The sequence below is a fragment of the Pseudidiomarina marina genome (assembly GCF_003987045.1).
In the GTDB taxonomy this organism is placed as follows: domain Bacteria; phylum Pseudomonadota; class Gammaproteobacteria; order Enterobacterales; family Alteromonadaceae; genus Pseudidiomarina; species Pseudidiomarina marina.
In genome coordinates, this window is the sequence record NZ_PIPZ01000003.1 from 240,532 (window position 1) to 262,976 (window position 22,445).

Annotated in this window: 18 protein-coding genes; 10 read left to right on the forward strand and 8 right to left on the reverse strand. The window is 47.5% G+C overall.

The annotated features are described in order from the left end of the window. Positions 1-21 precede the first annotated feature (21 nt). Positions 22-552, reverse strand: coding sequence for a protein tyrosine phosphatase family protein (locus tag CWI76_RS09680; protein ID WP_126760142.1), 531 nt, complete (start codon positions 550-552; stop codon positions 22-24). 131 nt (positions 553-683) lie between these two features. Between CWI76_RS09680 and recC the strand changes: the two genes are divergently transcribed. From recC to CWI76_RS11710, 7 genes are all read left to right on the forward strand, one after another. Further along, positions 684-4,154, forward strand: coding sequence for an exodeoxyribonuclease V subunit gamma (gene recC, locus CWI76_RS09685; protein ID WP_126760143.1), 3,471 nt, complete (start codon positions 684-686; stop codon positions 4,152-4,154). Next, a complete protein-coding gene (gene recB / locus CWI76_RS09690) occupies positions 4,151-7,771 on the forward strand; it encodes an exodeoxyribonuclease V subunit beta (protein WP_241968008.1) in 3,621 nt (1,206 codons plus the stop codon). The genes recC and recB overlap by 4 nt, the downstream gene beginning before the upstream one ends. After that, complete coding sequence (gene recD, locus CWI76_RS09695) at positions 7,765-9,699, forward strand: exodeoxyribonuclease V subunit alpha (RefSeq protein ID WP_126760145.1); 1,935 nt, start codon at positions 7,765-7,767, stop codon at positions 9,697-9,699. The genes recB and recD overlap by 7 nt, the downstream gene beginning before the upstream one ends. Beyond that, positions 9,692-10,108 (forward strand): alternative ribosome rescue aminoacyl-tRNA hydrolase ArfB, encoded by a 417-nt coding sequence (gene arfB / locus CWI76_RS09700; RefSeq protein ID WP_126760146.1) that lies wholly within the window; start codon positions 9,692-9,694, stop codon positions 10,106-10,108. The genes recD and arfB overlap by 8 nt, the downstream gene beginning before the upstream one ends. A 94-nt stretch (positions 10,109-10,202) precedes the next feature. Then, complete coding sequence (locus CWI76_RS09705) at positions 10,203-12,722, forward strand: acylase (RefSeq protein ID WP_126760147.1); 2,520 nt, start codon at positions 10,203-10,205, stop codon at positions 12,720-12,722. Between the two features lie 157 nt (positions 12,723-12,879). Continuing rightward, complete coding sequence (locus CWI76_RS11705; protein ID WP_241968009.1) at positions 12,880-13,698, forward strand: NAD(P)/FAD-dependent oxidoreductase; 819 nt, start codon at positions 12,880-12,882, stop codon at positions 13,696-13,698. A gap of 24 nt (positions 13,699-13,722) precedes the next feature. Continuing rightward, entirely contained in the window at positions 13,723-14,160 is a 438-nt protein-coding gene (locus tag CWI76_RS11710; RefSeq protein ID WP_241968010.1) for an NAD(P)/FAD-dependent oxidoreductase, read from the forward strand. Here the strand turns inward: CWI76_RS11710 and CWI76_RS09715 are convergent, their stop codons facing one another. Next, positions 14,161-15,081 (reverse strand): MaoC/PaaZ C-terminal domain-containing protein, encoded by a 921-nt coding sequence (locus tag CWI76_RS09715; RefSeq protein WP_241968011.1) that lies wholly within the window; start codon positions 15,079-15,081, stop codon positions 14,161-14,163. 137 nt (positions 15,082-15,218) lie between these two features. Then, positions 15,219-15,485, reverse strand: coding sequence for a hypothetical protein (locus tag CWI76_RS09720; protein WP_126760148.1), 267 nt, complete (start codon positions 15,483-15,485; stop codon positions 15,219-15,221). Positions 15,486-15,683: 198 nt separating this feature from the next. Between CWI76_RS09720 and CWI76_RS09725 the strand changes: the two genes are divergently transcribed. Further along, on the forward strand, positions 15,684-16,202 hold the full coding sequence (locus CWI76_RS09725) for a WYL domain-containing transcriptional regulator (RefSeq protein ID WP_126760149.1): 519 nt from the start codon (positions 15,684-15,686) through the stop codon (positions 16,200-16,202). Positions 16,203-16,226: 24 nt separating this feature from the next. Here the strand turns inward: CWI76_RS09725 and CWI76_RS09730 are convergent, their stop codons facing one another. Next, entirely contained in the window at positions 16,227-16,682 is a 456-nt protein-coding gene (locus tag CWI76_RS09730; protein ID WP_126760150.1) for a methylated-DNA--[protein]-cysteine S-methyltransferase, read from the reverse strand. 113 nt (positions 16,683-16,795) lie between these two features. Between CWI76_RS09730 and CWI76_RS09735 the strand changes: the two genes are divergently transcribed. Continuing rightward, a complete protein-coding gene (locus tag CWI76_RS09735; protein ID WP_126760151.1) occupies positions 16,796-18,004 on the forward strand; it encodes an Nramp family divalent metal transporter in 1,209 nt (402 codons plus the stop codon). A 2-nt stretch (positions 18,005-18,006) separates the two neighbouring features. On the opposite strand, the gene CWI76_RS09740 is transcribed toward CWI76_RS09735, so the two are convergent. Both CWI76_RS09740 and CWI76_RS09745 read right to left on the reverse strand, forming a co-directional pair. Beyond that, a complete protein-coding gene (locus CWI76_RS09740) occupies positions 18,007-18,966 on the reverse strand; it encodes a hypothetical protein (RefSeq protein ID WP_126760152.1) in 960 nt (319 codons plus the stop codon). Positions 18,967-19,032: 66 nt separating this feature from the next. Continuing rightward, entirely contained in the window at positions 19,033-20,712 is a 1,680-nt protein-coding gene (locus CWI76_RS09745; RefSeq protein WP_126760153.1) for an NAD-dependent malic enzyme, read from the reverse strand. 29 nt (positions 20,713-20,741) lie between these two features. Between CWI76_RS09745 and CWI76_RS09750 the strand changes: the two genes are divergently transcribed. After that, positions 20,742-21,233, forward strand: a complete 492-nt coding sequence (locus tag CWI76_RS09750) for an OsmC family protein (protein ID WP_198678605.1) — start codon at positions 20,742-20,744, stop codon at positions 21,231-21,233. Here the strand turns inward: CWI76_RS09750 and CWI76_RS09755 are convergent. Further along, the gene (locus CWI76_RS09755; RefSeq protein WP_126760154.1) at positions 21,222-21,917 is read right to left on the reverse strand and encodes a 2OG-Fe(II) oxygenase; all 696 of its coding nucleotides are present in this window, start codon (positions 21,915-21,917) and stop codon (positions 21,222-21,224) included. The two genes, CWI76_RS09750 and CWI76_RS09755, sit on opposite strands and share 12 nt — an antisense overlap. Before the next feature lie 2 nt (positions 21,918-21,919). After that, a complete protein-coding gene (locus CWI76_RS09760; RefSeq protein ID WP_126760155.1) occupies positions 21,920-22,360 on the reverse strand; it encodes a DUF488 domain-containing protein in 441 nt (146 codons plus the stop codon). Positions 22,361-22,445 lie beyond the last annotated feature (85 nt).

Consider the following 22,445-nt stretch of genomic DNA (forward strand, 5'->3'; position numbering starts at 1 on the left):
CGCGCGCATTCTACCACAATTTTATTCGCTAAGCAGTTTTTGTACTGCGGTCTCAAGACTCTTAAGGCCGTAATCCCGTCCGATTTGCAGCGCTTGTTCGGTGGATGCATTGTCATACCAAGCGGCATGTAGAGCCATCATAGCGCCAACGCGGTTACTGCTTGAACAATGAATTAGTGTGGTTTGGCCCTGTGTTGCGGCAAGTGCTCGGTCAAAGTCGGCAACACTGTCACGAGTGAGGTCACTTGGCCCGCCCACTGGCACACGATAGTATTCCAGCTCGAGTTCCTGTGCCCACTGGGCTTCTTGATCGTCGTTGTTCATGTCGCTATCGGTCAGTAAATTGATAACGGCTGTAACACCTTGTTCTTTTAACTTCACGAGGTCGTCTTTTGCTGGTTTACCAGCGGTAAAATGCTGTTCATTTGGGTGATGAATGTTTGGCACGTCAGCAACGGCGACAGGAATTTTATTGACGGGCTGTTGTTCATCACAGGCGGATAAAAATAGAACAGATAGTAGCGCTAAAACTAAGAGATAAACGCGTTGCATGGAAAGACTCCTTACTCTGGTTCAGGTTGCAGTAAATATAGCGGCTCTGTGGCACAAGATCACCTTTGATTTGGCTGGTTTCAGGCTCGGTATTTGGTTAGGATGGCAATTACACATGCAGAGGAACAGTCATGAGTCAGCTTACCCCAGGATTTATAGTTGCCCATAGCCATCGGTTACAGGATTTAACCGACCTTGTGGTATCAATGAATCGTCACTATCCCATCGGCGTTTTAGATAGCGAGACCATATTGGTTCAATCCAATGGTATTGCTCAGTGGCTAAAGCAGCATCTTGCTCGCGATCTAGGTATTGCAGCGATGGTTGATGTGACCTTACCGGCACGATTTCAATGGCAGGCTTATCGCGCGGTATTGGGCAATGATCTGCCGCGGCATTCACCATTCGATAAAGATCGTCTAACCTGGCGAATTTTACGCATTCTACCGCAACATCTTAACGAACCTGAGTTTGAGCCGTTACGGCGCTATATGGCTGATGATTTGGAACAGCGAAAATGTTTCCAGTTAAGCGAACGCCTTGCCGATTTATATGATCAGTACCAAATTTATCGCGCCGACTGGCTAAGCGATTGGGCGGCTGGTGGCTCATTAGCGGTCTCCGATGGCCAAGCATGGCAACCGTTATTGTGGCGTTATTTATTGGCCGATGTCGGTGATTCGCGCTGGAATAACCGCGCCTATTTACACCAAAAATTTATCGACACCTGTCGCGAACGCGCAGCTGGCCAGCGACCGTCTAATTTACCACCGCGGGTGGTGGTGTTTGGTATCTCCAGTTTGCCGAAGCAAACGCTCGAGGTGTTACAGGCTCTGAGCCGGTTCACGCAAGTGGTTTTGTGTGTGCACAACCCCTGTCAGTATTACTGGGCTGATATCATTGACGGTAAAGACATTTACGACAAGGAAGTGAAAGCACGCCATCAACGTCGTCATCAGCGCCCAGATTCTGTGAATACCGATGAGCTGCACGCATATAGTCACCCGCTACTAGCATCCTGGGGTAAACAAGGGCGCGACTATATTCGATTACTCGATTTCTTTGATGAAACGAACGAATTGCGTCATGAATTTCCGACGTTAAAACTTGATATGTTTGAGCAAACGTTGCCGGAAAAACCATCCGTTCTCGACGCGATTCGCTATGATATTTTACATCTCAACTCGCCTCATGAAGCGCAACAACAGTGGCAAGGTATTGTTTTAGATGATAGCGCGATCCAATTTCACTGTGCCCACAGCCCGCAACGCGAAGTCGAAATTCTACACGATCAGTTATTGGCACGATTTGCGGCTGACCCGAGTTTAAAGCCTCGTGATGTCATGGTTATGGTACCCGATATCGATCAGTATGCACCGCATATTGATGCCGTGTTCGGACGTTACGAGCGCGATGATGCAAGATGTATTCCGTATAGTTTAGCCGACCAAGGCGCACGGCATCAGCATCCGATGCTAATCGCGCTGGAATATATCTTGACCATTGGCCAGCAACGCGCAAACGCCAGTGAGTTGTTCGATTTGTTGCAAGTAACCGCCATTCAAAAACGGTTTGGCCTTCATGCCGATCAATTAACCACCCTACAACGGTGGATTGATGCATCGGGTATACGGTGGGCGCTAGATGAGCATCATCGGGCACAATTACAGTTGCCCGCTGAACACCAAAACACTTGGCTGTTTGGATTACAGCGCATGCTATTTGGGTATGCCGTTGGAGAAGTGGAAGGTTTTGACCCTGGCTGGCAGCAGATTGAACCATTGGTTGATGTTGGTGGCTTGGACGCGGATATCGTTGGCGCATTACATCAGTTCGTCATGGTGTTGAACGAACATTTTGAGCAAGCCAGACAAGAACGCACACCGGTGCAATGGGCAACCTATCTCAATGCATTGCTCGGGCGCTTGTTTTTGCCTGAATCCGACGCCGACGTCGTTTTGCTGAACCGACTTCAGCAACGCTTACAAGAATGGCTGGAAGCGACGCAAAGTGCCGCCCTTGATGAGCCGGTTGCACTAACTGTTGTGCTCGAAAGTTGGTTCAGCCAAGTCGATGAGCCCAGCTTGAACCAACGCTTCTTAGCGGGTCGCGTTAACTTTGCAACGCTAATGCCTATGCGTGCTATCCCGTTTAAATATGTTTGTTTATTGGGAATGAACGACGGTGACTATCCGCGTACCCAGAAGCCATTCGATTTTGATTTAATGGCGCGCGACTATCGGCCCGGTGACCGTTCTCGCCGTGAAGATGATCGTTACCTATTTTTGGAAGCTATTTTGTCCGCCCAGCAGTTGCTATATATCAGCTGGCAAGGAAGAAGCATTCGTGACAACAGCGAAAAGCCGCCGTCAGTATTAGTCAGCCAATTTCTCGAGCACATTCAGCAGGTATATGGCGAGCGCAGTGATGGCAACGCCTGGGTAGTCGAGCATCGACTGCAGCCTTTCCATCGCGATTATTTCAAACTGTCACAGCCACAGCTGAATGACTTATTTAGTTTCGCTGAAGAGTGGCATGTTGTGCACGGCGAATCGGCAACGGATGCGCCACGAAAACAGCAGCTTACTGAGTGGGTGCCGCCTCGCGCTCTGACAGTAAAACAACTCAGTGACTTCATGAAGGAATCGGCAAAACTGTTTACCCAGGTACGCCTCAATACCTATTTACAGGAACAAACGCATACACTTCGAGATGAAGAGCGATTTGCACTTGATGGTTTAGAGCGCTGGCAACTGCTTCAACCAACGTTACAGCAAGCTATGCGATGTCTACGTGAACAACACGATGTCGCGAAAGCCGAAGCAACTATTGCTGCCATGCTCGAACGCTATCAGCGCGCTGGCGAACTACCACTTGGTGCGTCCGGTTTATTCATGCGGGATAATTTGCTTGCCGACACGCAAGGCTTGTTAGAACGAGCCAGCAGTTTTTTTGATGTTTATCGCGAGCAGATTGGAACGGTGCAAGTTGCCCATAAATTTGCGAATGGACTAAGCGTTGAAGCAACCTTTGCATCACTTCAGCAGAACAGCCGAGGTGAGCGACTCTGGCTGCAGGTTACGCCATCGGTTATTGTTGATAGCAATCGCAAAGCGTATCGCCCGCGTCCGCAGCATGCGGTGAAGTTATGGCTAGAGCATCTATTACTCAACACGCTTCATATGACACGCAGTTGCCTATTGGGACGCGAGGGCGTGATTGAATTCGCGCCCATGAAACAACAACAAGCGCTGGAATTGCTAACTGTTGTGATGCATTGGGTTCACGCAGGGCTTCAGCAGCCACTGCCATTGGAATTAGAAACCGCATTTGAGGGAATCAAGGAAAATCACAAAGACTGGCAACAGGCTTTTGCGCAAGAATCTGTCAATGCCATCCATCCAAAAGCTCAGGAATTCTATGATGAATCAGGGTTCAATCACACCGCACAAAAGTTACGAGCAGTCTATACGGCGCGCTACTTCCCTGACTATGCCAGTTTGACGGCAACCGATACATTGAATGATATGGCGCAAGCGCTGTATCAACCAATGATGCAGCATTTATTTCTGAGCATGCCAACAACGGAGGTGGCAGGGTGAGTGCCATTAATAAATTACAGCCGTTGACGTTTCCACTCGAGGGCAGTCGGTTAATTGAAGCAAGTGCCGGTACGGGTAAAACCTATACCATTGCAGCGCTTTATTTACGTTTAGTGCTTGGCCACGAATGCCAACGTTGTTATACCCCAGATGAAATTTTAGTCGTAACCTTTACCGATGCAGCAACCGAAGAGCTACGCAATCGAATTCGCGCTAATTTGAGTGAAGCTGCCGCCTACTTCCGTGGCGATATTGATGTACGCGATGGCTTTTTGCAGGCTTTGAAAGCGGCGTACGCCGTGGATGAATTGGCCGGCTATGCTCGCTTACTTGATTTGGCGGCGCAAGCAATGGACGAAGCTGCAGTACATACCATTCATGGTTGGTGTAACCGGATGTTGCGTGAGCATGCTTTTGCCAGTGGTAGCTTGTTTACGCAGCAACTAAATACCGATACTCAGGCACTGTGGCAGCAAGTTAGTGAAGACTATTGGCGGACATTTATTAGTGTTTACACTGAAGCCGAGCTACAACAATATCAGCTTGTCATCAATGAGTTTGCCGATCCTGAAGCATTGTTGAACGCGGTTAGACCGATCTTGAATCATGGTCAGCCAAGTAGCCTATCAGCGCCATCTGCTGTGTTACAAAAAACGATGCAAGCACAGCAGGCAATTCGAGACAATTTTCACCATGCCAGTTGGCCACAATGGATTGAAGAAGGCGAAGCGATTTTAGCTAAACTGCGCGACGAAAAACGCCTAAATGGCAATAAAATGCGTGTTGATTCGGTCGCTAAATGGCTGGCGCAGCTGCGCGAGTGGGCGACGTCGTTGCACCAAGCGAATGCGCCGCTAGTGCCAAGTTTTGAGCCGAAAACAGGGTGGGATCGGTTCACTATGGGTGGCTTCCAAGATGCGCTGAAAGGGGACGTGCCTGAGCACCCCTTATGGCAACAACTCACTGCATTAAGAGAAGCGTTTGAAAACATCCCAACGCCTCGCTCTGGGCTACTGCAACACGCCGCACAATGGTTTCAAAAGCGCTTCGCTACGCTACAGCAACAACGTGCCGAAATGGGTTTTGATGACATGCTGACCCGATTGCGTTATGCGTTATATGGTGAGTTTGGAGACGCGCTTGCAGATACCATTCGGCAACAGTTTCCAATTTCTATGGTTGATGAATTTCAGGATACCGACCCAGTTCAATACGCGATATTTGATAAGGTATATCAGCTTGAAACGCCCCAGGCAGGTACGGGAATATTCCTAATTGGTGACCCGAAGCAGGCCATTTATTCATTTCGCAATGCTGATATCCATACGTATCTAAAAGCCCGTACCGCGACCAGCGGTCGGCATTACACCTTGGCAACCAATTATCGCTCGACTCAAGCGATGGTTGATGCAAGTAATGCGTTGTTTTTAGAGGCAAAAGAAACGCCGAAGGGGCCATTTCATTTTCGCGATCCAGCCTCAGGAGACGATCCATTACCATTTATACCGGTATCGGCAAACGGATTGAAACAGCGTTTTGAAATTGATGGTGTTGCGCCCGCCGCTTTACAGTTCGATTGTTATACGGCTGAAGGCAAGCAAAATAATGCTAATCTCAACGCAATAATGGCTAATTGGCATGCTGAACATATTGCGCAGTTGCTCAACAACCCGCAGGCTGGCTTTGTTGAGAACGGCGAGTTACAGCGCGTTAAACCGAGCGATGTGGCGGTGTTGGTAAATAGCGGCGTAGAAGCGAAAATTATTCGTCAGGCGTTACGCGAGCGCGGTATTCAAAGCGTTTACTTATCTGACCGTGATTCGGTGTTTAGTAGCCCACTTGCAGTGGAATTGTTGCGGGTATTGCAAGCTTGCGCACAACCGCGCGACCCGAGCTTATTGCGAGCCGCTTTAGTCAGTCGGTTGTTGGATTTGTCGTTGACCGACATTGACCTAACTCTGAATGATGAACTGCGTTGGGATAGTTTTGCAGAGCGCTTTTTGGCTTATCACCTGCGCTGGCAATATCATGGCGTTCTCGCCATGATTCAGCGCTTACTGCATGACTATGACGTTCCAGCTCGATTACTGCGCGAAGTAGACGGTGAACGGCAACTGACGGATTTGTTACATATCACCGAACTACTGCAGCAACAGGCTGCTGTTAGCGAGGGCATGTCAGGTATTCTGCGCTATTTAGCTGAGCATATTGAGTTGGCGCGAGAAGGAAGTAGCACTGATTCAAAAGAGCAACAGGTGCGTCTAGAAAGTGATAGCCAATTGGTACAAGTTATCACGATTCATAAATCGAAAGGCTTGCAGTATCCGTTGGTTTATTTGCCATTTATTGCTTGCACGAAAACAAAGGATAAGCGAGTTCGATTCCCAGCTGTTTATCACGATAGCGATGGCAATATTCAGGTTGCGCTTGCCGGTGACGATGAAACCATTGCGGCGAAGCTTGACCAAGAACGACTCGAGGAAGATATTCGCAAACTTTACGTGGCTGTTACCCGAGCTCAGTTTGCTACGTTTATTGGTTTGGCGCCGTTTAATACGCTTCACGATACCGCGATTAATTATGTGCTAAGTGGCGGTAGCCAGCTGGAGTTGAGCCAATGGCAACCGCCTTTGCATTGTCATCGTAATGACGTTGCTGACGACATCGCACAGACGTGGTATCAGCCATCACAGGCTGCTCAAACAGCAATCAATTATTGTCGAATGCCAGCAAGCTTTCGTTTCGAGAGCTGGTGGGTCGCGAGCTACAGTGCATTGAAGTACGGTGATTGGGTAGCTGTTGATGATGTCAATAGTGCGAATGCGCTTGAAGAACAACATGATCAGCAGCCAGTGCAACTAACGGCACCAAGTTTAGATACGATACATGGTTTTCCGAAAGGTGCGGATGCCGGTACGTATTTACATAACCTACTCGAGGATGCAGCCGAAGAAGGTTTCGCACTGCTACACGAAAACCCAGCCAAATTGCAGGAATTTGTAGTTGAGCGCTCGCAACTCGAACCTTGGGCAGCTCACCAAGAAGTGTTAACGCATTGGTTAGCGACAATGCTTGCAAAACCGATGCATTTCAATGGGACCGAAATGAGGTTGGCTGACTTGCAGAAACTTAAAGCGGAGCCCGAATTTTGGTTTCCTGCGCCCGAGCTCGATGCACAGCGTATTGATGCGTTAGTTCGTGAACAGGTATTGCGCGGCTATGACCGTCCGAAAGTGCTACCGATGCAATTAAACGGCATGCTTAAAGGCTTTATCGATTTGGTGTTTGAACACAACGGGAAATATTACGTTGCTGATTATAAATCAAATTATTTAGGTCCAAACGAAATGGCATACACTGCGGATGCAATGCGCGACAAAATCTTGAGCAGCCGATATGACCTTCAGTACGTCATCTATTTAGTTGCGCTGCATAAGCTTCTCGGCGTACGTCTTGGCGAACTCTATGATTACGATCAGCATGTTGGTGGTGCGGTGTATTTGTTTTTACGTGGTATCGAAGCACCGTCTGCGGGCGTTTTTTATGACAAACCGCCGCGGCAGTTGATTGAGCAATTAGCCGAGCTATTTAGCGTGGCGGAGGTGTTACCATGCTAGCGCAATTGCAACTTTGGTATCAGCATGGTTGGATACGCGCGATTGATCTCAGCCTTGCGCAACAACTCGCGCAGCAACTCGATGATGACCAAGCAACCGTTGTTTTACTGGCGGCGTTGGTTAGTTATCAACTGGGGCGTGGTCATCCTTGTCTTGATTTAGCACAGTTATACGCTGCACCTGAGCAAACATTGGGTTTACCGCCAGAGCATGCCAGCGTTGAGAGTTTGCAAGTTTGTCAAATGCCGCACCAAGTTTTGGCCAACGTCTCGGCGGGTATGTCGTTACAAAACGCACTTGAAGTGTTGCTTTGCTCGCCGGCAGTAAAGCCAGAAAATAGCCCTTTAGTACTCCAACAGCAGCGTTTGTATTTACGTCGTTATTTTTGTTATGAACAACAAATTAAAACTGACTTAGCAGCGCGCATGGCATCGTTGCAACAAGTAAACCCGAAGCACTTGAAGCAAGTTTTAGATGAGTTGTTTGGTCAACAACAAACAATCAGTTGGCAACGCACCGCTTGTGCGATGGCAATGCGCAGCTTGTTCACCATTGTAACCGGTGGGCCTGGAACTGGTAAAACCTACACCGTGGTCCGATTGTTGGCGACTTTACAGAAGTTGCGAGGGCAGTCGGAACCGCTGCGAATTAGACTCGCTGCGCCGACCGGGAAAGCCGCCGCGCGTATGAGTGAATCCATCGGCAATGAATTACTGACTTTAGCAAGCATTGATGATGTGAAAGCCGATATTCCAACCGAAGCTGTGACACTGCATCGATTGCTCGGAACCTTACCAAACAGCCGTGGCTTTCGTCATAACAAGGACAACCCATTGCACACCGATGTTGTGATAATTGACGAAGCATCGATGGTAGATATTGAAATGATGGCTGCGGTGGTTCAGGCGCTGCCATCACATGCTCGACTCATTTTACTGGGTGATAAAGATCAGCTGGCCTCAGTCGAGGCTGGCGCTATATTGGGGCAGTTATGTGAACAAGCCGAGCACGGGCACTATACGCCGGAGTTAACTAATTGGTTAAATGCGACTGCCGATGTTGCGTTGCCAGCAGATAAAACCGATGCCGATGGCGAAAATTGGCCATACTTGCAACACACCACTATGTTTCATGAGAGTCGCCGCTTTGATCCAAACAAAGGCATTGGGAAATTAGCCGACGAAGTCAATCGACAACAGCGGACGTGGTTAGAAAAATGGCTGCGCGATAGCGACGCGATGGCCGCGGCGCAGGCAGAATTTGACAATATACGCATGCGCGCTGTCTCAAGACCCAATCATCAGTCTGTTCAACAAATGGTTGAAGAAGGCTATGCGCCGTTATTGACATTAATTCAGGCACGGCCAGAATCGAGTAGCGCTGCTGAAACAGATGTTTGGGCGGCAGACATTCTTAAACAACTTGAGCAGTTTCAGATTCTTACCGCTGTGCGTGAAGGCGAATGGGGAATGCACCAGTTTAATCAACGTATTAGTTATTGGTTATTTGGTGATTTAGCGGCCGATCATGGTTGGTTTGAAGGAAGACCAGTCATGGTTACCCATAACGATTACAGTCTTGATTTGCGCAATGGCGATATCGGCATCGTCTTGCGACGGCAACCAAATGAACCATTGCGCGTTGCCTTTGCAACGACAGAGGGCAATATACGCTGGTTGTTGCCAAGCCGTCTCACTCAGGTCGATACTGCGTTTGCGATGACGATTCACAAATCGCAAGGGTCGGAATTTACTCACACAGTCATGGTGTTACCGGAGCACGACGTGCCAATTTTGACCAAAGAATTGTTATATACCGGCATCACCCGTGCGAAAGAGCAATTCACGCTGCTGTGCGCGAATCCCCAGTTAGTGTTAAAAGCAGTCGAGCGTCGCATCCAACGAAGTGGAGGATTAGCCGATGGGTGATATTCAGATATCGCAGCGTGTATTCATTCCCGAACGCGAAATTGAATGGCAATTTATTCGTTCATCAGGCGCAGGCGGGCAGAATGTCAATAAAGTATCCACTGCGGCTCAGCTGATTTTTGATATCCGCGCTTCTTCGTTACCTGATATGTACAAAGAGCGGTTATTGGCACTACGCGACCATCGCATCACGCAAAGCGGCAAAATTATTATTAAGTGCCAAGAGACACGTAGCCAGCTTACCAATCGTGAGTTAGCACTTGAGCAATTCATCGCATTAGTTCGTAGTGTTGGCGCAACTCGCAAAAAACGAATTCCCACCAAGCCCTCCAAGGCAGCTCAACAACGCCGCGTTGATGCCAAGAAAAAGCGCGCATCGATTAAAGCAATGCGCGGTAAAGTCGATTAATTTTTGAGCTTGCAGCTCCGACCAGTTCGATCCATACTGCGGTTGTTTACAAGTTTTATACAAACTTTATTTCTCAGAACAACCAGGTAAGCTCATGAAAAATAAAACCAAAAAATTTAATTTACTCACGCCATTGGTGTTGTCCGGTAGCTTTTTTTTAATCACAGCCTGTGGCGATAGCTCGAGCGAAGCTGAACCACCTACAGGGAATCTCACTCCACCAGATAGCATCGCGACATTTGCTCCCGCAGGTAATTTAAACGCTGATGTTACATGGACCAATTACGGTGTTCCGTATGTTAAAGCCGATAATTTAGAAAGCTTGGGTTTTGGGGTTGGTTATGCCTTTGCTCAAGATAATTTGTGTATATTGGCCGACCAGATCGTTAAATTTAACTCGAAACGCGCGTTCTATTTTGGTCCTGATGCCGTACCTGGTTCGGGAGACTCCGAGAATTTACTTACCGACTTTGGCTTCTTGACGCTTGGTATTCGCGACAATGCCGAAGCAGGCTTTGAACAAATCAGTGAAAAAGCACAAGCGTTGCTGACCGGTTACGCAGCAGGTTATAACAAGTACATTAATGAAACCGCTGAAGCCGACATGGATCCAACCTGTGCTGGGCAGCCTTGGGTACAAGATATTACCCCAATCGATTTGATGACTTATGCGCAAGGGGTTGCTTTATTACCGGGCGCGGCAAACTTCACTGGGCCGTTGTTCTTAGGTGTACCAAATAATCAAACGTTTGTGACAAGTGAGTCGGGCGAGCCTGTCGCGTTGAATTTTGACATCAGCACCGTGGGTATTCCAGATACCAACCCAACTGAGTCAGGCTCTAACGGCTGGGCGATAGGCAGTGAGCTCAGCGCGACCGAACAGGGGATGTTAATTGCTAACCCACACTTCCCTCATACCGGTAACCAACGTTTCTGGCAATTCGGTATTGAAATACCAGGTCACCTTAAAGTGGTTGGTGGTTCATTGTCAGGCATGCCGGGCATTGTAAACATTGGTTTCAATGAAAATGTGGCATGGACGCACACGTTTTCTACGGCTTCACGTTTCACCATTCACCGTCTGACACTTGATCCTGAAGACAGTGAGGGCACCAGCTATTTGCTTGACGGTGAGAGTGTACCGATGACCACGAAAACCCACGATATTCGTGTGGCAACTGGTCCGGGTACCTATATGACATTGCGCAAGACCAGCTACTATAGCGAGTTCGGTCCAATTGTCGTGATTCCTAACGCCCTGCCATGGGGTACTGATGGCACTGGGCAAGATGTTGCTTATGCACTATATGATGCCAACCTGCCAAACTATGATTTGTTTGATCATTGGTTAGGTATGAATATGGCAGACAGCATTGATGCCTATAAACAGACCTTTGTCGACTATACCGGCACGGTGTTCAACAATGCGATGGCAGTTGATGCGCAAGGTAATGCTTTTTTCACCGATGGTTCCTCGGTGCCACATATTCTTCCGGATGCGCTAGCAGTATGGGCTGAAAACCCGCTTTACCAAACACTAACCGAACAAGCTGGATTATTTATCTTTCCAGGCGACGATAGTGCGTTTATGCCACAAGGCACCGTGCCGTTTGAACAGGCGCCGCAACTTGAGCGTAACGATTTCGTGCAAAATTCCAACGATAGTTTTTGGCTAACCAATCCAGCGGCGCCAATTGAAGGGCTTTCACCGCTGTGGGGGCCAGTGGGCAACCAACAGTCGTTACGTTCTCGCCTTGGGCAAAAAATGCTGGCAGAAGGTGGCTCAGTCGACGGCCGATTTACTCGTGAAGATTTAGTCGACCGACTCATTGGCAATCGTAATTTCCTTGGTGAAGCCGTGCTGGAAGACCTCTTGGTATTGTGCGAATCTCAAGGCGCAACGCCTGTAACAATGGCGGATTCAAGTACGGTGGTTATTACGCCAGCTTGCGATGCGCTAGCACGATGGGACGGACGTATGAACCTTGAAAGCCAAGGTGCGATGATGTTCCGCGAGTTTGCTTTTGAGTTTAACCGTGACCCGCAATGGCAAGTTGCCTATGATCCTGAACAACCCACCACCACACCAAATACTTTGGACGCGAACAACACGGTGTTGCAACAATTAGCGACGGCGCAGCAGCGCATTGTTGATGCTGGTCTTAACCCATCCGCAACACTTGGTAGCGTGCAATTTGTCGAGCGTAGTAACCCAGACGGCACAGCGTCTGGCGTGAAGTTACCATGGGGTGGAGCTCATAACATTGAAGGTGGTTTTAACGTGTTTCGGAGCAATATGAGCAATGACGGAACGATTCTTCCCCGTCATCGTTATCCATTACTAGCTGGATCAGATTTGAGTGCAGAAGCGGGCGGTTATCACATTACGTACGGCTCAAGCTGGATGTTCGCCATGGAATTCACCGCGGATGGTCCTAAAGCTGATGGATTGTTAAGTTACTCCCAGAGTTCGAATGTGTTATCAGACCATTATCTTGACCAGACCTTGTTGTATTCTGAGCAACCGCAGTTACGCTCACTTCATTTCCAGCAAGACGATATTGATGCGAACGCAGCTAGAACAGCCACATTGAGTGGTGATAGTTTACGCTAATAGGTACTTGATAAACCTAAAAAGGGCAGCTGAGATTTCTCAACTGCCCTTTTTTATTGACAGGTTAGATCAATATTTTTTATTTTAGCTATTGACGAAATACAAATGCTTGCACATAGTCAATGAACATTATTTGAACAACGTAGGACATTTCGTTATGGCACATGTTGCAGTTGTTGGTGCTGGTTTAGGCGGTGTATCGGTCGCCTTTGAACTACGCGAGAAACTTGGAAAAGGGGCGAAAGTTACCGTTATCGGTGAAGGTGCTGAATTTAATTTTGTACCGTCAAACCCTTGGGTGGCACTTGGCACGCGCAAACGCGATGATGTCGTGATGCCAATTGGTGATTTCTTTAGTAAGCGTGATATTGAATTTTCTCCCGCTGGCGTAAAAGAAATAAAAGCAAAAGAGAATACCTTGGTTCTCCATGATGGTGGCGAGCTGATATATGACTACTTGGTGCTTTGTACTGGACCCAAGTTAGATTTTGCTGCCGTCGAGGGTGCGGGTCCGGATATAGGGGGATCACAATCTATTTGCACTGTTGATCACGCCGTAACGTCTCATCAAGATTATCTTAAACTGTGCGAAAACCCAGGCTCCGTGATTATTGGTGCACTTCCCGGCGCTAGCTGTTTTGGTCCAGCTTATGAATATGTTCTGTCATTGGAATATGAGCTGCGCAAGAAGAAAATTCGTGATCGCGTACCGATTACTTTTGTGACACCAGAGCCTTATATTGGGCATATGGGACTTGGCGGTGTCGGCGACTCTAAGGGCTTAATGGAACATAAGTTCCGTGAACACGGCATTAAATGGATTTGCAATGCCAAAGTAACGAAATTGATAGATGGAGTTTGTTATTTTGATGAGCTCAATGAAGCGGGCGAGGTAATCAAACAACATCAGCTCGATTACAAACATGCGATGTTCTTGCCGCCCTTCAAGGGGTCACCGGCGGTGGCAGCTGTCTAAGAGTTATGTAACCCGAAAGGATTTGTGATAACCGACAAATATCAGCGCTCACCGAAGTATCCAAATATTTTTGCTGCAGGTGTCTGTGTGGCGATTCCTCCAATTGAAGCCACACCGGTGCCAGTAGGCGCTCCGAAGACAGGCTTGATGATTGAGTCGATGACGTCAGCCATTGTTTCAAATATCGAAGCACTAGAAGCTGGTACCGATGAGTTGGTAGAGCCAACGCTCAGTGCCTTGTGTTTGGCGGATATGGGAAATACTGGTGCGGCATTTTTAGCGATTCCTCAAAATCCGCCACGTAATCGTAATTGGACTGGCAGTGGTCGCTGGGTACACTGGGCCAAAGTCGCTTTCGAGAAATACTTTATGTATAAGGTGCGTCGCGGTACTTCTGAGCCAATTTATGAAAAGCTTTCACTGCGCTTTATGGGTGTTGAACGACTCAAACCGAAGAAGTAACTAGTCGTTCGCGAAGCTGAAGCTACCTTCTAATCGTTGAAGGTGGTCTTCGGCGCCGCAAATCTGATATTGGCCGCTATCACCGCCTTCGTTCAACTGTTGCCAAAGGGAAACCTTTGCAGGCAGTGGCACAGGGCGTTTAAACGCAACATCAATTTTGACGACTGGCCGTTTCGCAGCGCGCTCGACTTCAGCTTGGGCACGCCCTGACATGTACATGCCGTGAATAATCGGTTGATCAAAGCCAAACCACCGAGAAAGTAACGGGTGTAGGTGAATCGGATTAAAGTCACCGGACAGACGAGCATAGTCGCGAGCAACTTTGCCGGCTAACTTCCAAGTATCGAGGCGTTTCCAATCGTCGCTTGGTGGCTCGGACGTTTTACTCTCTTTTGCTCGACGTGGTCGATCAACTTGCTTTGGCATCACCTGATATTCACTGACACAGGTTGCGACGTGGTTGTCTCGTTGCCAGAACTCAACTGTAAAGAGCGGACGTAAGCGACGCGGTGACACTTTAGGACCACGTGCGGGTAGCTTAATTGACGCTCTTAAAATGAACCCATCGTCAGCATTAATATCACTGTGTTGTTCAATATTGTTACTAACGTGAACGAGCCCTGGTGCAGGCCATGGGAAGTGCTCCCCAAGCATTTGAGCGAGATGGACGCGTTGCGCTAGGCAATAAATGAGAGTTAATGGAACCTCGCTAATAAAGCCGTTGAATGCTTCGTGGTACCGCTTTAATTGCGCAGCAGAAAACGCTGGCGCGCTGAATTCAGCATCCAGAGTTTGTGGCTCTGCAACTTCCTGGTCATTTCTCGCAACAGTAAATAACGAACGAAAAAACATTCCAGGGAGGTTTGGCAATGTATCCGGTTGCTCGACTTGCATTAAAGCTTCTTCCTTAAATATATTCACGCAACGTGCATCTATGTATAGCACAACTAGTTCCTGAGTATACACCTAGCGACGCGAATAACAGACCTTACCACAGTAAAAAAAGGGCCGCATTGATGCGGCCCTTAGCGGAATAAATTGACTTTTGCGATCAGCTTTTAGCGATTGTCGCCATTGTCGCCATTATCGTCCTTTTTCTTGGACTTTGCTTTGAGCTTGCTGCTTTGTTCTTTCCGCTCTTTTTGCAAAGCTTCTTTTTCAGCTTTCATTTGAGCGCGTAGCGCTTCGCGTTCAGCTTCGGCTTTAGCGGCCTTCTCTTTCGCTTCTTCAGCCGTTTGTTGACCTTTTTGTGCATTCCGATCTTGTGCCGTTGCTACGTTCACAACGCTCAATGCAAGCAACATCATTAGGGCAAATCGAACCATCTGAACCTCCTATCTGGCTTATTGCGAGTGCTAGTCTGATTAGCCAGCTATACTAAGTAAAGCGCTTATCCGGCCGATATACAATGTGACATAGGTTGATTTTGCTGTAGTTTTACAAATATGTAACTGATGCGACAGGTTCTGACGCACAGTCAAGGTATGATGGATGTCATACCGCAATAGACAAGGAGCTCGTCGGTGCAGAGTGTTTTACGATATTTAATGCTGCTACAACATATTCCACGTGAGCCGCAAAAAGTAGATGTACAGTCGTTGCGAAAAAGACTCTCAGAGCATGGGGTAGATGTCAGTGTTCGTACCATACAGCGGAATTTGAATGAATTATCGGAAGTTTTTCCGTTAATTGCCGACGATCGCTCAAAGCCGTTCGGCTGGAGCCTCTCAAAAACGGCTCCCCATCTGCCGTTCCCCGATTTACCTGATAACACGACACACGGCTCTTTAGCCCGCATCAAACTAAAATGCTCAAACGGTATGCTGAATTTGGTGACGAATAATCCGCTACACCCAGAACAACATATCGAGCGCAATGGACTCAGTTTCTATCTTACCTTTGTACAACCCGTGACTAAAGACTTAGTCGCTTGGATTTTGAGCTGTGGCGAACACATTGAAGTGGTAGAACCGCTCTCACTGCGAAGTGAAATTGAAGCACACGTAAGTAGAATGCACGCGCGCTACAACGGCAAAGGTTAACGGCTTTTCCTGAGTATTCTTGATTTAATCGAACACAGCGCCTTCGTGGTAGAGTAAAAATGCTTTTTTCTCAATACCACCCGCATAGCCGGTAATACTGCCGTCGGCACCAATAACACGATGACACGGAACAACAATGGCAATGGGATTACGACTATTTGCCATACCAACCGCGCGATTTCCTTTCGGGTTGCCGATGGCTTCAGCAATGTCTCGATAACTGGCCAATTGCCCATATTCTAACGTCGTCAACTGTTTCCAAACCCGGTGTTGAAATTCCGTGCCTTCTGCTTTCAAGGGTAAATTAAACCGTTTGCGTTTGCGGTTGAAATATTCTTGAAGCTGTTGCTTGCCAATTCTGGTGACATTGCATGACGGGAACCCGTCGGGTTCCGCAAATGCAATTTCACAGATAAACTCTCCGTCACGGCTGCTGACGGTCACCGGACCGATTGGGCTTTCAAAACTGTCTTGATACATAGCTATCCTAAAGTAGGTGTTGGGCTGTTATTATTATTTAGCATGCTACTGACAACGCTGCCAACTGAGAAGCTCTGAATACGACAATAACGATAACAAAAAGCGGGTAAAGAATGACAACACGACGACGTTTTAGTATGGGGCCTGCCGCGCTCGTGGCAGCCGCATTTATTGGTCCGGGGACAGTAGTGACCGCTTCATTAGCGGGTGCCAATTATGGTTATGCACTCATGTGGGCGTTGGTTTTTTCAGTGCTCGCTACCATGATTTTGCAAGAGATGTCAGCACGTCTTGGCGTTGTGACCCAGCAAGGGTTGGGGGAAAACATTCGCGCAGCAATTAAACAACCTTGGGTGCGACAACTGGTTGTGCTATTGATTTTTGCAGCAGTCGTTATTGGTAATAGTGTTTATCAAGGCGGAAATATTAGTGGCGCTCGCATGGGGCTTGCGGATCTAGTACCTTTTGACGGCCAATATATTCCAGTTTTACTCGGTGGCTTGGCCGGTGTCATATTATGGCAGGGTAGTTACAAGTTGGTAGAAAAAGTCTTAATTGGGCTGGTTTTATTAATGAGTGTGGCATTTTTGGCAACATTCATTTTGACGCAGCCAGATTGGGCTGCTCTATTTGCCGGCCTTCTCGTTCCATCGGTGCCGACTGGCAGTATATTGATGGTAGTCGCACTTATCGGTACTACGGTGGTGCCTTATAATTTGTTTTTACATGCGTCAAGTTGCGCCGAAAAATGGCATTCTCCTGAACAACTCGACGAAGCGCGTCAAGATATCTATATCTCAATTCCGTTGGGTGGCCTTATCTCTCTTGCAATTGTAGCAACTGCAGCATCAGCATTCTTCGGTAAAGCACTGACGATTGAAGGTGCAGCTGATCTCGGTCAGGCATTGCAGCCGCTGTTTGGCGATGCGGCAACGACATTTATGGCATTGGGATTATTTGCTGCTGGTTTGTCGTCGTCACTCACGGCGCCGTTAGCATCAGCCTATGCTTTAAGTGGCGTTTTAGGTTACTCCAACAGCCTGAAAGACAAAAAATTCCGCACCATTTGGTTAGCCATTTTAAGTATAGGTGTCGTGGTTGCGTCATTAGGCTTAAAGCCAATTGAGGTTATTATATTTGCGCAAGTGGCGAATGGCATATTACTGCCATTTATAGCGGTGTTCTTGGTTTGGGTATGTAATCAACCACGCCTTGGCAAACATCGAAATTCTTGGCAACAAAATATACTCGGAATCATCGTGTGCTTCATTGCAGTAGGCCTAGGGGCGCGGAGTATCGCTGCTGCATTTGGCTGGCTTTAATCTTAATTGCCGAATAGTAATTCGAGTTCTAAGCCGACCATCCATCGCGGCTTGCGTTGTTCATCGAGGGTTTCTCGTGGCCAATGCAAGCCTACCCATCCCTCTAAAAACAGCCACTCTCGCTTAAAACGACTACGGTGTAACGCTCGCAAACCATAATCTTGCATCGGTACATCAAGTTCGGTTTCACCGTACCACCACACTTCACCAGCAATAGCTCGTTCAAAATGGTACATATAATAAATTTTCTGCGAAGCATGCCAGCGCACTCCTTCAGTGCGTTCGGCAAATGTTCCTTTTACCCAGCTTTTCGAAAACCAATTATCTGATAGCGCAGCATCAAATTCAAAAGTCTGAGCGATACCAAACCCGTCACTATCGCGCCAAAAAGCAACACTTTGCGTGAAGAATTCAATATTGTCTCCGATTATCGATTCGTATTTGTAACGGGCGCGAAGGTAGGTGTCTAGGGCTAATCCGCCGCGAATGCCGGCGCCAAATGAAAGACTATGTTTATTACTTACTTGCGGGTCAAAACCGAGGCCAAGCATCCATTCTTCATCTGATTGATCACGACGAATTACTGAAGGGCGAGATTGTTGGGTATCATTAATAAAGTCGTCGAAATCACCACGACCAATGATTGCCGAGAACTTTCTTTCTGCGTGCGGGAATACAACCGTTGCGCGAAAGCTAGAGTCGAGTCTAAAGCCATCGTATTCATCCCATTCTGGGGTTACGCGCAAGCTGCCTGAGGCCGTGTCGTAGGCATCCGAATCAATATCCTCGGCAAAAAAAGAGTCGAGCCAAGCCGCAGTGGTATTCACCGATTTTGTTAATCCCTCCCGAAACGAATCGATCATGGCCTTTTCGTCTTCGGTGGGTTTTTCCGTTTCTTTAGACTGGCCCAGTGCTCCCGGTGTTACCACTAGTAGCAACAGGCCTATTATCCACCAGCGCATTCGACCTCCTTGCGTCGCTATGTATTGAACATACAAGGAAATAGGTCGAATCGCCAGTTGCCTTGACTAAATGCTTACACGCTTATAGCGGCGATACTCCGGACGCCAGAAATTGGCGTCGATGCGTTCACGTAGCGTTTCGTCACTCACTTCAAGGGCGAGCCCTTGTTGCTGAGCGACTTTCCCAACGTTGAAAGCAATTTTTTTACTCAGTTCAGAAATTTGGGGTATGCCTGGTAATAAGCTATCACCTTCACCGCGTACTCGAGGTGATTCGTCAGCTAGCGTATTACTCGCAGCCATCAGCATCTCATCTGAAATGATTCGTGCTTTCACGGCAATCACACCGAGACCAATCCCAGGGAAAATATAGCTGTTATTACATTGCGCTATTGGATAATCGATGCCCTTATATCGAATCGCATCGAAAGGGCTACCAGTAGCTATGATGGCCTCACCGTTGGTCCATTCAATGACATGCGCGGGATGTGCTTCTATTTGTCGTGACGGATTCGAAAGTGGAAAAATAATTGGTTTTTCGGTGTATTGGTGCATCGCTCGAATAACCTGCTCGGTGAACAACCCAGGCTGCCCTGAAACGCCAATTAAGATAGCTGGCTTGGCGCAGTGCATAACATCGAGTAGCGATGCATAGTCACCGCTGTGTTGCCAATCGGAGAGATGTTCTAACGGCTGTGCCAATGCTTGCTGGAAATCGCGTAGGTCGCTCATGCCTTCGGTTAGTAGGCCAAATCGGTCGACCATATAAATATTACGACGAGCTTGTTCATCGGTTAGTCCTTCCGCGACCATTTGCTGAATGATTTGCTCAGCAATACCGCAGCCAGCTGAACCGGCACCAACAAACGCCACTTTCTGATCTTTTAATTGCACGCCTTTGCTTCGGCAGGCAGCTAAAAGTGTACCGACTGTCACGGCAGCAGTACCTTGGATGTCATCATTAAAACAGCAATATTCATCACGGTATTTACGTAGCAGTGGCATTGCGTTCGGCTGTGCAAAATCTTCAAACTGAATCATTGCTTCTGGCCAACGGCGGCGTGCTGCTTTCATGAACCGATCAACAAATGCATTATATTCACTTTGATCAATCCGTTTATGCCGTGCTCCCATGTACATCGGATCGTTCAAAAGCTTTTCGTTATTGGTGCCAACATCCAAACATACCGGTAACGTGTACGCTGGGCTAATACCTCCACAAGCGGTGTATAAACTCAACTTACCAATCGGTATCCCCATGCCACCAATACCTTGGTCGCCAAGACCAAGAATCCGCTCACCGTCGGTGACCACAATAACTTTTACCTTTCGTTTCGTGGCATTGCGAAGAATATCTTCCATCTGGTCACGATCTTCATAGGAAATAAATAATCCACGAGAACTACGATAAATATCAGAGAATTGTTCGCAGGCATCGCCTACAGTTGGCGTATAAATGATCGGCATCATCTCTTCAAGATGTTGCTGTAATAATCGATAAAACAACGTTTCGTTATTATCTTGAATCGCACGCAGATAAATATGCTTATTGATGGCAGTGTCAAAGCTTGAATACTGCATGTAACAACGCTTAACCTGTTCCTCAATGGTTTCATACCGAGGCGGTAATAATCCGGTAAGGTTAAACGCAGCTCGCTCTTCTCGGGTGAACGCGCTACCTTTGTTTAATAGCGGCGTTTCAAGCAAATTAGGGCCTGCATAAGGAATATACAGCGGATTCTTCATGAATCATTCTCCTCGCGCGACGTGATGACATGGATGAATCGGTAATTATTGCAGAAAAACTGGAGGAACACATGGAAAATCCGGCATTCGAAGTAAAACTTGCGTTGATTGATAATTATAAGTTTGAAGTCGATTTTGGTGAGTTTGGGCAAATTATTACTGACGAGCACGAACCGGTCGGAAATGGCGAAGGCCCAGGGCCAAGTCAATTATTGGCAGCAGCTGTTGCGAATTGCTTGGCGGCGAGCTTAATGTTTGCCATTCGAAAATTCAAAGGTGACCCAGGTAAAGTCACCGCTAAAGTGCAAGGCGATATGGAACGCGTGGATGGCCGCTTACGCATTAGTGCCATGCAAGTTGAGTTAAATCTTGGGCAAGCGGCTGATAATATTGACAAACTAGACCGTGTACTTGAACAGTTTGAAAATTTTTGCGTGGTCACCCAGAGCGTTCGCAACGGTATTCATGTGGATGTCACGGTGCTGGATGAAGATGGTCAAGTATTGAAGTCACCCGAATAGCTGCTGACCTGAGTTCATCAGAATCCAGCTAGTGAGAATGTATTTATCATTCGATATGGGTACCGTACCACGGTGGGTGTGGGTGAAATAGCCGGGTGCTATCACCATGCGCCCACGCTTCGGTTTGATGCTGCGCTGTTGATAGTAAAAATCAGTCGTGCCGCCTTCATCCACATCATTTAAGTAAAACATGAACAACAAACTGCGATGCAAAGCCTCGACACTGTTTTTCTCAGGAAAAACTTCGCAGTGCCAATAATTGTAATTCCCGTGATCTTTTAAATACTTCTGCGCTTGAATGGGGCCGAGTCGGTAAAGCAATTGCATGTACGCTTGTTCATTTCCAGCAACCACTTCGTCAAAGTTTTCGTGAGTTAAATTCACTGGCGCGCCAGTCTTTGGATGCCTGACCTTCAGGGCTACCGGCGCAATCAGCGCAAAGTGGTATTTCTTGAAGTACTCCAACGCGTAGCGCGTGGTGATATCGCATATAGTGCGTAAGTCATCGGCATAGTCTTGATGTTGGTTGAGATAGAGGTCTTCGCTTCTTTTTTTGTCAGTATCAACACCACCGCCAGTGCGCCCTTGCTGTTTATGTGGGCTTTGCTCGAAGCGTCGAATAAACTGTTCACAAAACTCAGCAGGTAAGGCGTCGTCATAAACTTCAATAAAATCTGTGGTCACTGTTATCCCCAATAGTTGAAATCTTTACCAAAACATACCGGTGAACTCAGTTTATCGTCGTCGGCTTGTTGGTCTTCTAATTTTAGTGCCTCAATCATGGCATGTTTTAGCACTGGAAGGTGCGAATATTCAAACGTCTTCACGGCGCTAAGCAGTGTTACTTGCGATTGTCGAGCGTAGCGCAATAGTGGCGTTAAATTATCTGGGTTAGCGCTAAGCTCGTCGAAATAGCGTTTGGCAAAGCGTTCATAGTCGATTTCTTTAGCGTGATAAGATTTTCGCAATTCATTCGACGGGCAGGCGTCTTTACACCAATCTTGATGCGATAACGCTTCTTTCTTCACCCCACGCGGCCATAGTCGGTCAACCAATATGCGAATACCATCGCTATCCTCTGCTGCGTCATAAACGCGCTTAAATTTTATCGAGTATGAAGTAGTCATTTGATGCCTAATTGCGAGTTATCAATTGAATGAATTGTTTCAATTATGAGCTTTTTCCTTTTTTTAGCCGTTCTAAGAGACTAAT